Origin of the sequence: Desulfopila inferna (assembly GCF_016919005.1) — a bacterium.
Classification (GTDB): Bacteria; Desulfobacterota; Desulfobulbia; order Desulfobulbales; family Desulfocapsaceae; genus Desulfopila_A; species Desulfopila_A inferna.
On the sequence record NZ_JAFFQE010000001.1, the window covers coordinates 260,672 to 274,459 of the forward strand.

The 13,788-nt window shown below is 47.1% G+C and carries 13 protein-coding genes; 7 read left to right on the plus strand and 6 right to left on the minus strand.

What is annotated here, in order from left to right; all coding sequences use genetic code 11:
- Window positions 1-126: 126 nt before the first annotated feature.
- From JWG88_RS01025 to JWG88_RS01035, 3 genes are all read left to right on the plus strand, one after another.
- Entirely contained in the window at window positions 127-537 is a 411-nt protein-coding gene (locus tag JWG88_RS01025) for a hypothetical protein (RefSeq protein ID WP_205231826.1), read from the plus strand.
- 120 nt (window positions 538-657) lie between these two features.
- The gene (locus tag JWG88_RS01030; protein ID WP_205231827.1) at window positions 658-861 is read left to right on the plus strand and encodes a hypothetical protein; all 204 of its coding nucleotides are present in this window, start codon (window positions 658-660) and stop codon (window positions 859-861) included.
- Window positions 862-1,101: 240 nt separating this feature from the next.
- The gene (locus tag JWG88_RS01035; protein WP_205231828.1) at window positions 1,102-1,275 is read left to right on the plus strand and encodes a hypothetical protein; all 174 of its coding nucleotides are present in this window, start codon (window positions 1,102-1,104) and stop codon (window positions 1,273-1,275) included.
- Window positions 1,276-1,335: 60 nt separating this feature from the next.
- Here JWG88_RS01035 and JWG88_RS01040 read toward each other — a convergent pair whose 3' ends face one another.
- From JWG88_RS01040 to JWG88_RS01055, 4 genes are all read right to left on the minus strand, one after another.
- Window positions 1,336-2,073: a phosphohydrolase gene (locus JWG88_RS01040; protein WP_205231829.1), complete on the minus strand. Its 738-nt coding sequence runs from the start codon at window positions 2,071-2,073 to the stop codon at window positions 1,336-1,338.
- Between the two features lie 215 nt (window positions 2,074-2,288).
- On the minus strand, window positions 2,289-3,047 hold the full coding sequence (locus JWG88_RS01045; protein ID WP_205231830.1) for an ATP-binding protein: 759 nt from the start codon (window positions 3,045-3,047) through the stop codon (window positions 2,289-2,291).
- 349 nt (window positions 3,048-3,396) lie between these two features.
- Window positions 3,397-4,329, minus strand: coding sequence for a CoB--CoM heterodisulfide reductase iron-sulfur subunit B family protein (locus JWG88_RS01050; RefSeq protein ID WP_205231831.1), 933 nt, complete (start codon window positions 4,327-4,329; stop codon window positions 3,397-3,399).
- Window positions 4,326-6,050, minus strand: a complete 1,725-nt coding sequence (locus JWG88_RS01055; RefSeq protein ID WP_205231832.1) for a 4Fe-4S dicluster domain-containing protein — start codon at window positions 6,048-6,050, stop codon at window positions 4,326-4,328. Before JWG88_RS01055 ends, JWG88_RS01050 begins: the two co-directional genes overlap by 4 nt.
- 511 nt (window positions 6,051-6,561) lie before the next feature.
- Here JWG88_RS01055 and JWG88_RS01060 point away from each other — a divergent pair.
- From JWG88_RS01060 to JWG88_RS01080, 4 genes are read left to right on the plus strand one after another with little or no spacing between them, the layout of a single operon-like run.
- The gene (locus JWG88_RS01060) at window positions 6,562-9,597 is read left to right on the plus strand and encodes an FAD-dependent oxidoreductase (RefSeq protein ID WP_240194213.1); all 3,036 of its coding nucleotides are present in this window, start codon (window positions 6,562-6,564) and stop codon (window positions 9,595-9,597) included.
- A 56-nt stretch (window positions 9,598-9,653) separates the two neighbouring features.
- Entirely contained in the window at window positions 9,654-10,142 is a 489-nt protein-coding gene (locus JWG88_RS01070; RefSeq protein WP_371927030.1) for a hydrogenase iron-sulfur subunit, read from the plus strand.
- A 40-nt stretch (window positions 10,143-10,182) separates the two neighbouring features.
- A complete protein-coding gene (locus JWG88_RS01075) occupies window positions 10,183-10,845 on the plus strand; it encodes a methylenetetrahydrofolate reductase C-terminal domain-containing protein (protein WP_205231835.1) in 663 nt (220 codons plus the stop codon).
- Window positions 10,846-10,847: 2 nt separating this feature from the next.
- Window positions 10,848-11,780, plus strand: a complete 933-nt coding sequence (locus tag JWG88_RS01080) for a methylenetetrahydrofolate reductase (protein WP_337833092.1) — start codon at window positions 10,848-10,850, stop codon at window positions 11,778-11,780.
- A gap of 111 nt (window positions 11,781-11,891) precedes the next feature.
- Here JWG88_RS01080 and JWG88_RS01085 read toward each other — a convergent pair whose 3' ends face one another.
- Both JWG88_RS01085 and JWG88_RS01090 read right to left on the minus strand, forming a co-directional pair.
- Complete coding sequence (locus tag JWG88_RS01085) at window positions 11,892-12,920, minus strand: NAD(P)/FAD-dependent oxidoreductase (RefSeq protein ID WP_205231836.1); 1,029 nt, start codon at window positions 12,918-12,920, stop codon at window positions 11,892-11,894.
- Between the two features lie 90 nt (window positions 12,921-13,010).
- A complete protein-coding gene (locus JWG88_RS01090; RefSeq protein WP_205231837.1) occupies window positions 13,011-13,766 on the minus strand; it encodes a succinate dehydrogenase/fumarate reductase iron-sulfur subunit in 756 nt (251 codons plus the stop codon).
- Window positions 13,767-13,788 lie beyond the last annotated feature (22 nt).

Below are 13,788 nucleotides of genomic sequence, written 5' to 3' on the forward strand. Positions count from 1 at the left end.
GCAGGCAGAACCTCTCTCACACAGGTTGCGAGAAATTAATCCACCTCCGTTAATGGTCGGAACAGTTCCTGCAATGTGTACAGGAGCGCTGCAGTGTGCATTTTTTTTTACGTTTAAGAGGTTACGATGGCTATCTTCAAAGGTAGATATAGTTGGGATGGCAAAAAATCGGAAAATAAGGAACCTATATCATGGTTTCCAGGTGCCTATGACTTGAGTATTTCCAACCTGACAAGGACTCAGGAGTCAATATCATATATCCGGCCTTACCTGTGTATCTTTACAAATACCGGATGGGGGTATTCTGTTTCAGCAAATCCTGAAAAATTTGCAAAAAGAATTTGTGAAGATTTTGGCTTGCCGATTGAGAAGGTACTCTGGGTCGAACAAACAGAACCCGGTTCGCACTCTTTTGAGATAATTACCTTTCGTAAGAGGGGACAAATGGGCCATCAGGTATTTTATTCAATTGAGAAAAGACGACCGTTGGAGAATGAATTGAAGCTCATCGAAAAAGAGCTGAGAATGAGCAACTAACCCAGCTGAGCTGGATAAGTACCTTGGCAGTAAGTGTAAGTTAACGGATTTTAAAATAGTTCCATTTTCTTGTTTTTTGTGTCGGCTTTTGGGGAGTAAGGTACTAATGGTATATTGTGCATGAACAAAAAGATTAGTCATCTTCGAGATAAGATCCATCGGTTGGAGAAGAAGATCAAGGAAACAAAAAAGAGATTACCGGCTCACTCGGTCAAGCCTCCGATTATGATGGAGCTTCTCGATTTGGAAGATGAGCTTTTTGAACTCAACAGGCAGCTGAAGACACTGATAGATTTAGCAACTCGTGAAAAAGAAGAGAGTTAGAATTTTTTAAATGGCAAAGTGCAAAATTCATACCGACAGAGAAACCGGCTATATGTGCCAAAAACATAAGTATTATCTCTGTGACGAATGCCTAAAATGCAGTGATTCTGAGATATATTGCAAATTTCGCAGTTCCTGTATTATCCATTTTATGGAAAAAAAAGATGGCGGAAATCTGGATAAAAAATGAACTGTTCAAGCTCGTCGTTATAAAGCATCAGCACCATTAAGGAGAAGAATATGTCCGACCAGCAGCACTGTCCAGGTTTTGAGAGCAATAAGTCGCTGAGTGAAATTAAGGTGAAGTGCCCCGAATGCGGAGTGGAGGTTGAATTGTTCTCCGACGAACTTCAAAAATCCGCAAAATGTTCAGCCTGCGGCTCGGAATACCAGCCCAAGGACAATCTGTGCTAATGATTTGAATTATTTTTATAAGGAGAATGCTCGTCGCCTCTCCTTATAGAAATTGCACCATTATGAAGCAACTGCAGCAAACACGGCTGTTGCTTCTTCCCGGCCTTTCTCTGAAAAAATCGACTCAAGCCTTTTCTCAAAATCTGCTGATGTCACTTTCCCATTTTTGAGCTCGAGGTCAAGTCGCGCTACCTGATAGGCATCGTTTACAATACGGTGAGCGATGTCATTATCATCGGCAGCAGGCGGCATTGCTTTCCCCACTATGTTGCAGACCTGGGAGATAAGCTCTTCATTCGCCCTCAGTCTGTGGAGGATTTCCGAAGCCACAGCCGGTCCTTCTCTTTCCAGATCTTTTTTTGACGTAGAGCCTGTTTGCTCAGCAAGCCTCTGTCCGATGTTGAGAAGATATGCTGAACAGAGAACGGCGGCAAGATTTGCTCCTTCAGTTGCCCTGCCGATTCTTTCAGCCAAATTAGCTACTTTCATCGCAAAGCCAATGCTTTTAAAGTCGTTTTTAAAATATCTTTTCATTTCTACTGCAACTTTGTCTTTGAGTAGATTGTCCTGTTGCATGACGAATTCTTCCGGAAGGGTTCCCAGGCACTGCTCAGCAAACTGACAGTAGGTCGCGCAGCCAAAATCCATTTTGGGATTGACGAAGCGGTGCTGACAATGGTGGCACTTCCTGGTGGTATCATCTTTGTAGAACTCTACCATTGCCTGACACTCAGGACATTTTACTTCGTAAATGGCGTCTTCGTTCCAGTACTGTGTGTCTTGTCCCGGACATTTCATGGTGTTATCCTCCACGTAAAATAAACGATCATCTGGCCATCAGACGACAGCAGAGACCGGTTCTTGTGCTTTCTTTCTATATTTTAAGCATATCACCTGCCGAAATAACAGCATTGACTTAGATCAAGTAAGGTAGGAAAAAGGTGTAGGGCAGGAGAGGATGTGTGAAAAGGAGGAGCAGGAAAAGCTCCTCCTTTGAAAACGGTTACCGAAGATTATGCAGGAACAGCCTTCTTGAGCATCGCCTCAATGGCCACAACCGAAGGTGAATCATCTGGTAGATCAAGGAGTGATTTTCGCGCCATATCAAACTCGAGTAAGGCTGGATCGTCGGGAATAATGGCCGCCATCGGAATGCCGATTTCCGCAACTTCTTGGAGAAAAGCCTCCCCTAACTGTGCAGGGCCGCGACTGACGATGATTCCAAGTTCTCCGATATCCAGTTTAAGGCTGTCCAGCATGGAATAAATCCGCTTTACTGCACGCAGACCCCGTAGAGAATAATCTGTTACCAGATAAAGCATATCGACTTTTCCGCTGGTTCTGCGGCTGAGGTGCTCCATACCGGCTTCGTTATCAACAACCAGATAGTTGTAGCTCGCTGCAAGTTTATCGCTGAAATTATTTAATATATTATTAACCATACAGTAGCATCCCTGTCCCTCCTGACGCCCCATGACCAGAAGGTCAAACTCGGGTCTTTCAATAAGCGCCTGTTCGACCAGCATTTCTAGATAATTCACCTTATCCATACCGGAGGGTACGCCCTGAGGATCCTTCATATACGTTTCACGGATATCACCAATGGTCTGAGGAACTTCAAGTCCCATGGTTTCACCGAGATTACTGTTCGGGTCTGCATCGACTGCCAGTATGGGAGTTTTGCCGTTACGCGAAAGATGCCTGACCACAAGCGTTGCCACCGTTGTTTTTCCAACCCCACCTTTGCCAGCAAAGGCAATAACTTTACTCATAAAAATCTCCAATATTAAAATGCATCAGATTATTAGCTGTACCAAGTCCAGTATAAGCACAAAAATAAATAATTAAAGGAAGAACAAGCGGATTCAACTATGAAACCTGATTTACCCCTCAGCTCAAGGTCGGGACTGCTCTTTCCACGGCTTTCTGCAGCCCCGGATGGCTGCAGCGACTCCCCCATAGGCGGGTTTATGGCGCCCCGATGAAAAGAGCAGCCCGGCCCAGGCCAGAAGGTGCTGATTTTCAGGAGTAAATCAGGTTATGAACGAAGTGCCGTCACAAAAAAAAGACGGCAGTCCAACTGCCGTCTTCATGGTTTTAGATAAGGTCTAAAAGTTCCTGTTATGCGGCTTGCTTCACCTTTCCTTTTTTCTTTTTATTTTTCTTGTCATCTACCGGAGAGCCAAGGGTGGATTTCACCTTTTCAATATCGTCGGCGCTTATTGTCCTATTCAGGCCGATACCAAGTTCCTCTGCACTTAGGCCAAGGCAGAGCCCAAGTATCTGAGGGTAGAGTAGTACGGGAAGAATATCCTTTTCTTCCTGGACAATGTTGGGCTGATTTGTGTCAAACTGCAGGTGACAGTAAGAACAGATCGGAGTTATATATTGGGCCCCGGCTTTTTTGGCGCCTTCTGTTTTTTCCAGCAGCAGGGTATGGCAAAGGTTATCGTTAATGCCTGCCAGGGCGGCTCCGCAGCATTCAAGTTTGCCCTGCCATTCCAGGTTTTCAGCACCGGTACAATTTACCAGAGCGTCGGTTATCTTCGGTACAAATGAATTGTCGAATCCGGTGATCTCCCGGGGCCGCAGCAGATGACACCCCTGAATAACCGCGATATTGAGATCTCTGACCTTGTAAACCAGTTTGGCAGCAATCTTCTCTGTGCCGATATCAGAGTAGAGAATGTCAAGGTAATGCTTGATTGCTGCCTTGCCGCTGTAGTGCAGGTCTTCCTTGGCCAGAACGGAATTAATGTCCCGGAGCAGCTCCTGGTCATTCTCGAGAACATTTTTTGCTTTCATCAGGCTGGCAAAACAGCAATTGCAGATCACCGCTATATCAAGATTTTCCTTTTCAGCGATGGCCAGATTCCGAACAGAAGGCAGAATGTATGATTTTTCATCAACATTGCGGACAGGATATCCGCAGCAGTTAAACTCGCGCAGTTCAACAAGCTCCACACCAAATTTATCTAACACCGCCCGGGTTGAATCGGCATATTGCTCAATTCGTACAGGTATATTGCAGCCTTGGAAAAATGCGTATTTCATTGTCTATCTCCTGAATCGATTCGGTTGATGGCAATATTCTTGAGCCTGTAGAAAATGTCGGTCAATTCAACCTTATTAGGGCAGTGTTCCTGACACAGGTAGCAGGTAGAACAACTCCAGATCATTTGCGCTCCCAGTGCCATATCGGCCTTGCCGATTCCCAGACTGTAAATGATTTGATGCGGCATCATGTCCAGAGCCTCCGATGGGTTTTCGTAACTTCTGACCACGGGGCATATATTGGTGCAGCGCTGGCATGAATAGCAGCTACGATAGGTGTCATTGTCGATTGTGCCCTGTTTGGACAAGGTAAGCGGACCCAGAAGAGCGGGAAGGGATTTGAAGCTGCTGCGGAATATCTCGTGAACGGACTTCAAGGCCTTCAGATGATTGCCGGCGAATTTCCGGTTCAGTGCCAATGGAAAAGAGAAGTGGCTTAACATTGAAGTTTCAACCATGCCCTCCTCAAGCAGATAGTACCTGGAATTTACGAAAAGATCTCTGAGGTTTATACCGGAAGGGCAGATATCGGTACAGCGGTCGCAACTGGTACAGATATACAGGCCCTCCTGCAGTCTCTTCAGGGTTTCCCTGTCCACTTTCTCGCCGGCAGCTATCTTTTTGAGAAACTGTACTTTTTCCGAAGGAAGAATGAACTCGTTCTGAAAGGATTCAAAAAACATCTTCGAAGAGCATTCCACGGTGCAGGCCCCACAGTGAGTACAGGCGGACAAACCTATCATCTGCCGATTCAGTTCATTAACCGGATCGTCGCTTTCTTTCCCCATTACCCTGTTGATGGCAAGACTAACGGGTGCGGAAACCATATGGAACATTTTGCTGAAGGGGAGCCAGGCTAGAAAGGCCAGAGAGGCCGCTATATGCAGAAACCAGAGGAACGAGACTGTCCTCTGATCTCCAAGAGCGGCTGCAACAGGGCCTATCACTTTGCTCAGGGAAAAACTGGCGAAGGCATTTTGCGTACTTGCATGGCATTCTATGCAGCTGCTTTCCTGGTTCAGTTCGCGGCCCGTCTCCACCAACTCATCATCGATGGAACCTGTGAAATTGGGGGATTGCACGCCATATTCGGCAACCCAGAAGGCCTCCAAGGCCCTGGCCTCTTCTTCTTCATACCAGCCGTACTCCTCAACCATTTGCTCATAGACGGTATACGAGGAGATTTTGGCGCCCTCCAGAAAAAATCCGGAGAGTATGATTACCGCTACAAATGTAAGCGCTGTCCAGTCACTCAGATAGGACTTCAGCCGCCTGGATCTTAATTGTATGCGCCGATACACCGCCAGAGCGATGCCGATGACGACAAGCAACCCGAGAATGTTTCGCAAAGCCAGGTCGGGATTAAGTGTGGGAACATACTCGCTCCCAAAAAGATCATAGGTGAAGTCGCCAGTGACATGAAGAAAGAAGAGCAACACAAAACCGAAAAAGATCAGGCCGTGCATTATCCAGCGGTAGAGGCTTTTGTTGAATATTCTTTTTTGGAAAAGTATATCGGCGAAGAATGACTGAAAGATGCGGAGTATTTTGGTGCTGAAAACCACTTTGAAGATGCCGGTCGCCCCCTTGGCGATTCTGGTGGAGAGCGGTATTTTTTCCTTGGTGGGGTCGATGCTCTGACTGAACCAGATAAAGAAGCGAATAAAGAGACCTATTAGACAGACAATAAGTGATAAACCCAGAAGAATATCGAAGCTCATAGAATTTATATTTCCTCAGCTGTAGTTTATTCGAAACGTTCGAATCTATTGTTTGTAGCCTTTTCTCCTTTTACTCAGTGCGGCATCGGGTGTTGTCTCACAAAAATTATACCTGGATTGTGGAAGAATCAGCATATTCCCTTTATCAGCAACGTTATGATTATAATAAAAAATACATTCCTTAACAATGTTTATCTCTTTTCATTTAATAGATGAAGTCATATTGGATGCATATTATTGAAAATAAGTTTCAATCTTTTGAATATTCTGTTAATCTTCACGCTGAAGTGAAAAATCTTCAAGGATGTCGTTACTGCAAAAGTAACAATGTGAAAAACGCTTTCATGTGCTCTTTCGCATGCTCATCGAAATCAGAGATGATGATAATTCTGCTGGATGAGCTTTGATGGTACTTATTGTAATATTCTGAGTAATGCCCGACATTCGGCTAATTAGCGAAAATGGCCGGCAATCCTAAATTGTCGGGGCTGATCTGATGGAGGATCTTCTTTTGACAAGAATTACCCCCGGACAGGAAAAAAAAGAAAGAACAGGTTCCGTACTGGTCGTTGGTGCGGGTATTGGAGGAATGCAGGCATCTCTTGATCTTGCCGACAGCGGTCTGCTGGTCCATCTGGTCAGCGATGAACCGTCTATCGGCGGGACGATGTCTCGTCTTGACAAGACCTTTCCCACCGGTGACTGCTCCATGTGCATGATATCCCCGAAAATGGTGGAAAGCAGCCGCCATCCCAATATCAAAATGCACACCATGTCCACCGTTCAGAAAGTAGATGGAACGGAAGGAAATTTTACGGCATCCATACTGCAGAAAGCACGATATATCGACGCTGACAGGTGTACGGGCTGCGGGGCCTGCGAAGAAAAATGTCCCACCAAGGTCTTAGATGTTTTTAACCAGGGACTTAATAAACGCCGGGCAGTCTATGCCCTTTTTCCCCAGGCTGTACCCAACACGCGCGCCATCGACCCGGACTATTGCCTGTACCTTACTAAAGGAGTGTGCCGGAAATGTGAAAAGGTGTGTGATGCCAAGGCCATTAACTTTGAAGATACCGACAAGGAATTTGATGTCAAGGTCGGCTCCATAATTCTGACCCCCGGATTAAAGACCTATTCTCCTGAAATACGTGAAGAATTTGGCTATGGCAGGATTAAAAACGTGGTCACATCGCTCCAGTTTGAGAGACTGCTTTCGGCTTCCGGCCCCTGCGGAGGAGTCGTTGAGCGGCCATTTGACGGCGCCCACCCAAAAAGGCTTGCCTGGATCCAGTGCGTCGGTTCAAGAAACGAGCATAATTCCAACGCCTGGTGTTCGTCGGTGTGCTGCATGTACGCAGCAAAACAGTCGATAATTGCCAAGGAACATGATGCGGAGGTGGAAGCCTCTGTTTTTTACATGGAGTTGCGGGCATTCGGCAAGGATTTCGACAAGTATATCGACAAGGCAAAAAACCAGAGCGGGGTTCTTTATAAAAGAGCTATGGTTTCAGAGGTCGTTGAAGATCCTCAAAGCGGCGACCTTACTCTGCATTATGTCGATGAGAATGGTAAACTGGTCAATGAAATATTTGACATGATCATCCTCTCCGTTGGCTTCGAACCACAGTTGAATGCTGCGGAATTCGCGAAGGTTTTCGGTATCGAAAGCGATGAATATGGTTTTGCCCTGACTTCCAGGCTGCGTCCTGTCGAAACGAGCCGCAAAGGAATTTATGTCGCCGGCATCTATCAGGGGCCCAAGGATATACCTGAAACAGTGATACAGAGCAGTGGTTCTGCGGCTGCCTCCATGGCTTTGCTTGGCGAAAGCAGAGGGTCCGAGGTGGAAGAAGTCATCCTTCCTCCCGAGAGGGATGTCAGCGCTGAAGAACCGAGAGTCGGGGTAATCGTCTGTCACTGCGGCGTCAATATTGCCGGAGTCGTGGATGTGCAAAAGGTTGCCGAGGAGTCTGCCAAAAATGAGGGCGTAGTTCATTCCGAGACAATTATATATGCCTGTGCTCCTGATGGGCAGCAGAAAATCCGTGATGTCATCAAGGAAAAAGGCCTGAACAGGGTGGTGGTGGCTTCCTGTACGCCCAGAACACACGCTCCGCTTTTTCAGGATACCATCCGCGAAGTCGGCCTGAATAAGTTTTTGTTCGAACTTGCCGATATACGAGAGCAATGTTCCTGGTGCCACTCCGATAATCATAAAAAGGCGACAGAGAAGGCAATCGACATTGTCAACATGAATATTGCCAAAACCAGGCTTCTTGAGCCCGTCCAGTCCGCTTCGGTTGGGGTAACCCATTCCGTACTGGTCCTCGGAGGCGGTTTAGCCGGAATGACAGCCGCACTTTCCGTGGCCGATCAGGGATATGGGGTCTACCTGGTAGAAAAAGAAAACGAACTGGGGGGCTTGTTACGCAGAGTACGCACCAATCTAGAAGGTGACGATGTCCAGAAGCATCTCCGGGAGACTATAGAAGCAATCAAGGAAAATCCCGCCATCAGTGTACACCTAGGTACCACTGTCAGCGAAACTGACGGTTTTGTCGGCAATTTTCATACCAAGTTGGACAACGGCCAGGTACTTGAGCATGGCGCTGTTCTGATCGCAACGGGAGGTATGGAATACAGCCCTGAGGAATACGAATATAAGCAGTCCGACAACATCATTACCCAGAGGGAACTCGAGGATCTCCTTGCCGAGAAGATCCCAGCCGCCGATGAAACCATTGTGATGATCCAATGCGTCGGCTCCCGTGAAGAACCAACTAATTACTGCTCTCGTGTATGTTGCCAGGATGCCTTGAAAAATGCGATTTTTATAAAGGAAAAATCCCCAGAAACGCAGGTAGTTATACTCTATAGAGATATTCGCTCCTACGGCCTTAAGGAAAAATATTACAAGAAGGCCAGGGATCTGGGAGTGTTGTTCTTTTTGTTTACACCTGACGATAAACCCCAGGTAACGCCAACAGAAGAGGGCCTCAAAGTCAGCCTGAATGACAAGATCCTTGGCAGAGAGATGCAGCTGAACGCGGATTATGTCGTTCTTTCTACAGGCTTGCGCCCTCATCCGGAGACGGAGGCTATTGCCAAGGCATATAAATTGACCTGCAACATTGACGGATTTTTCCTGGAGGCCCACGTTAAGCTCAGGCCCGTGGATTTTCCAAGTGAAGGATATTTTCTTGCCGGACTTGCCCATGCGCCCAAAAATATCGAAGAGACCATAAGCCAGGCAATGGCTGCAGCGGGTAGGGTAGGGGCGTTGCTCTCCCATGAAAAACTCACGGTTTCAGGTATTATTTCAAAACATAACAGAGATATCTGCATGTCTTGTCTGGCGTGCTTCAGAGCATGTCCTTTTGGTTCGCCGTTTATCGACGAAGACGGTCGTGTCAGCCATAATGAAATCAAGTGCACCGGTTGCGGAATTTGTGCCGGTGTCTGTCCGGCAAAAGCCTTTCAGGTCAACTGTTTCAGAGATGACCAGATAAAAGCAATGGTCGATGCCGCAACGGAAATCCACTGATAACGAAAAGGGGCGATATAGATATGTCACCTGGTGAAGAAAAATCAGCAGAAAAAATACATCCGGAAAAACCTCAGCAGACCCCGCAGGACTGGCAGCCCAATATTATAGCCTTCGCCTGTCATTACTGCGCCTTTGCCGCAGCAGATCTGGCCGGGGTCATGCGGTTGACCTATCCATATAATGTCAAGGTTGTCAGACTGCCATGCACCGGCAAGCTTGACCAGTCTCATGTTCTCCGGGCGTTTGAACGTGGGGTGGACGGTGTTTTTGTGGCAGGCTGACTGGATGGTCAATGCCATTTCCTGGAAGGAAATCTAAATGCCAAGAAAAGAGTAAAAAAGCTGCACGCTCTTCTGGAAACAGTTGGAATCGACAGTGAAAGACTAGAGTTTTTCAATCTTTCCGCAGCGATGGGGCCACGGTGGGCAGAAATTTGCACAGAGTTTACCGAAAGAATCTCCAAATTGGGACCCTCTCCCATCTATATCGCCTTGAAGAAAAAGGCTGAAAAACAACTGGAAAAACCTCAAAAGGCTTTATGAGCTTTACCATTGGCTTTATTCAATAAGGAGTACATCAACTATGATCGTAGGTGAGCAGAAACCATTTGATGAAATATGGGAGATGGTCAAGGGTCACAAGCAATTGACAGTATTCGGCTGTAACACCTGTGTCGCCGTATGTCATCAGGGCGGCAACAAGGAAGCTGAAATTTTAGCCTCCCTTCTGCGGATGAGGGCGACCCAGGACGATATCGATCTGGAAATCAGGGACAGCGGTATTGAAAGACAATGTGAACATGAGTTTTTTGATTCCGCCAGAGAGCTTCTGGAGAAATCGGAAGCGGTTCTGAGCCTGGCCTGTGGGATAGGTGTACAATTTATGGCAACAAAATACCCCACTACTCCAATCTATCCTGGGTTAAACACTACTTTTTTAGGAGATGTTATAGCCAAAGGCCTCTATACTGAAAAATGTCAAGCCTGTGGAGACTGCATGCTTGGTGTCACCGGAGGGGTGTGCCCGGTGACCAGGTGCTGCAAGAGATTATTTAATGGTCCCTGCGGCGGGTCGTCAAATGGAAAATGTGAAATCTCAAAAGATCTCGATTGTGCCTGGCAGCTTGTTGTTGATCGCCTTGAGGCTTTAGGGAAGTTAGATGATTATGAAAAGGTTACACCTATAAAAGACTGGTCAAAAGACAGAGCCGGTGGACCACGATCATTTAAACTGGAGGATTTTTAATAGTGGAATTGCATACTGAAAGTAAACTGGAAAAAGTTCTTAAAAGCGGCCAACTGGCAGTTACCAGTGAGTGCGGTCCTCCCCGTTCGAGCGATGCACAGGGCATAATCGATAAAGGAAGTTTATTGAAGGATCATATCGACTCCATAAATATTACCGACAATCAGACCTCCGTGACTCGTTTATGCAGTCTGGCTGCTTGTGTGCATTTAAAGCTGTTAGGGATGGACCCTGTCCTGCAGATGGTGGTGCGCGACAGAAATCGGATTGCCCTGCAGAGCGATTTGCTTGGGGCCGCTTCTTTTGGGATCAACAATGTTCTCTGTCTGTCTGGTGATCATCAAAGCTTTGGCGACAACCCACAATCTCAGAATGTCTTTGATCTTGATTCAATGCAATTGCTGCAGACCGTCAGATTGATGCGCGATGAAGGAAAATTTCTCTCCGGTGACGATATAAAAGTGCCGCCTAAGTTTTTTGTAGGTGCCGCAGCCAATCCGTTTGCCGACCCATTCAAAATACGTGTTCCGCGGCTTGCCAAAAAGGTGGCATGCGGAGCCGAGTTCATCCAGACACAATGCATTTACAATATACCAAAATTTGAGAAATGGATGGAGGGAGTCAGAGAGAGGGGTCTGCATAAGGAAGTGTATATTCTTGCCGGCATCACCCCTATGCGCTCCCTGGGTATGGCAAAATATATGAGAAAGGCGGTACCCGGCATGGACGTCCCCGATGATCTGATCGACAGGTTGGCCGGAGTGGAAAAGAGCAAGCAATCGGAAGAGGGGTTGAAATTCGCCGTCGAAACTATTCAGCGTCTCAAAGAAGTGGAAGGAGTAGCCGGATTCCATATTATGGCTATAGAATGGGAAGAAAAGGTTCCGGGGATAGTTGAAGCAGCAGGTCTTTATCCGAGACCGGTGTTTGATTAATTTCGATAACTTTTTACGAGATTATTCTAGAAAAGGAAGATTTTTTTCTCTCTTCCAAAGAGACAGCTAGAGAAACCAGTGGCCTTGCCGTGAAAATGGCAGGGCCTTTTTTTATTTGCCCATTTCGAGCATGGTAAAATTGATCATGTTATTGCGTAGGGCAAATACCCCGACCTCGGCTAAGATCGCCGAGAGAATTCCACTTTTAGAAGTGAGCGATACCATCCCGGCAAATTTCCGCTGCCGGCGAATTACCTCGTCAAGATCGGACAGATCGCTGTTTGGATCTATAATTTTCGATGCCACAGATTCACCCGTGATAATTGCAGGATAAATTCCCTCGCCTGTCAGTGCAGAGGCAAATCCGCCGGCATCACCAATAAGAAAAGTACGATTGAAGTGGTGGCCTCGGTAATCGTAATTTATATAACCGGCTTTGCAGGGATGCTGTGAAAGATCATAACCTCTGCCTAATGACCACTGACACAGTCTTTTTTTGAGATGAAGTGCCGCAATTGCCGTCGGGGAGTAGGCACCTATGGAGGTGGATTCTTTGTGAGGAAAAATCCAGCCGTAACCATTGCCGAAATATCTGTTGTTTAAGTGCCACTCCATCTTTGAACCGGTACACGGGAGCTGATAATTGATGCCAATACCGACTTTGTTTGTAGGAATTCCAAGATGCCGACGCACTGAACTTGTGGAGCCGTCGGCGCCAATCAGGTAATCAAAGCTCACGATGCTCCGTTCACTTGAAGGGTGATGAAACAGCTCTGCACCGCTGTCGGTTAGATGGCGAAGCGAGGTCGAGGTATGTATTTTAACGCCAGCGGCTTTTGCCGCGTCTGCCATATAGCGGCCGAGATTTTTTCTGTCGACTGTGGCAATGATCGGTGTCTCACTGGAAACACATATATTTTGCAGACGCGACCAAACATGCTGACAGGGAAAGGCTTTCTCAATTAATTGTTCCGGGACGGTTTTGAGGAGCCCGCTCCAGGTGATTCCGCCGGCACAGACCTTGGGGCCGATATGCGGCTTTCTTTCAATTACAAGGGTTGAAGCCCCGTTTTGGGACAATCTAGTGGCACAAGCCAGTCCTCCCGGACCGGCTCCTACTATCACTACATCATAATGCATTGCTGCGCTTTCCGCCAAAAAACTGCAATGCGGGAGAATGGACTTTCTCGAAGTCGGAGTTTATGCCCGTACGGGTGTTTCGCGACGCTATCATCCTTCGGAAAAGGATGCTTTGATGAATTCCCGGTTAAGTCGGGCGATATTCCTAATAGAAATACCTTTAGGACATACAGCCTCGCATTCTCTATAATTGGTACAGTTGCCGAAACCCTCCTTGTCCATGGTCTCTACCATGGAAAGGGCGCGCTGCTTTCTTTCGGCGTGGCCTTGGGGAAGGAGACAGAGCTGTGAAATCTTGGCGCTTGTGAAGAGCATTGCCGATCTGTTGGGACAAGCGGCAATGCAGGCGCCGCAACCAATGCAGGAGGCCGCATCCATGGCAAGTTCGGCGATCTGCGAGGAGACGGGAATGGCGTTGCCGTCCGGAGCCCCACCAGTATTGACCGAGACGTAGCCACCGGATTGGATGATCTTATCCATAGTTGAGCGGTCGACAACCAGATCCTTCCTAATCGGGAATGCCCGTGACCGGAAAGGCTCGATCACAAGGGTGTCGCCGCTTTTAAAATGGCGCATATGAAGCTGGCAGAGGGTGGTTTCCTTCTCCGGACCATGGGCTATGCCGTTAATTATTGCTCCGCACATGCCACAGATACCTTCTCGGCAGTCATGGTCAAAGGCAACGGGTTCTCTACCTTCGTGGGTGAGCTTTTCATTCAGCACATCCAGCATTTCCAGAAATGACATGTCCGTGGATATTCTCTCCAGGGTATACGTTTCAAGTTGCCCTAGCGCGTCACTGTTTTTCTGTCTCCAGATTTGTAGACTAAGATCAATGGTACTCATAGTGTCTCTTGTTGAGTTAAAT

Excerpts from the sequence above, each read along its gene's own strand:
- JWG88_RS01025 (WP_205231826.1), top strand. The coding sequence starts at position 127 with ATGGCTATCTTCAAAGGTAGATATAGTTGGGATGGCAAAAAATCGGAA.
- JWG88_RS01030 (WP_205231827.1), top strand. The coding sequence starts at position 658 with ATGAACAAAAAGATTAGTCATCTTCGAGATAAGATCCATCGGTTGGAG.
- JWG88_RS01035 (WP_205231828.1), top strand. The coding sequence starts at position 1,102 with ATGTCCGACCAGCAGCACTGTCCAGGTTTTGAGAGCAATAAGTCGCTG.
- JWG88_RS01040 (WP_205231829.1), bottom strand. The coding sequence starts at position 2,073 with ATGAAATGTCCGGGACAAGACACACAGTACTGGAACGAAGACGCCATT.
- JWG88_RS01045 (WP_205231830.1), bottom strand. The coding sequence starts at position 3,047 with ATGAGTAAAGTTATTGCCTTTGCTGGCAAAGGTGGGGTTGGAAAAACA.
- JWG88_RS01050 (WP_205231831.1), bottom strand. The coding sequence starts at position 4,329 with ATGAAATACGCATTTTTCCAAGGCTGCAATATACCTGTACGAATTGAG.
- JWG88_RS01055 (WP_205231832.1), bottom strand. The coding sequence starts at position 6,050 with ATGAGCTTCGATATTCTTCTGGGTTTATCACTTATTGTCTGTCTAATA.
- JWG88_RS01075 (WP_205231835.1), top strand. The coding sequence starts at position 10,183 with ATGATCGTAGGTGAGCAGAAACCATTTGATGAAATATGGGAGATGGTC.
- JWG88_RS01085 (WP_205231836.1), bottom strand. The coding sequence starts at position 12,920 with ATGCATTATGATGTAGTGATAGTAGGAGCCGGTCCGGGAGGACTGGCT.
- JWG88_RS01090 (WP_205231837.1), bottom strand. The coding sequence starts at position 13,766 with ATGAGTACCATTGATCTTAGTCTACAAATCTGGAGACAGAAAAACAGT.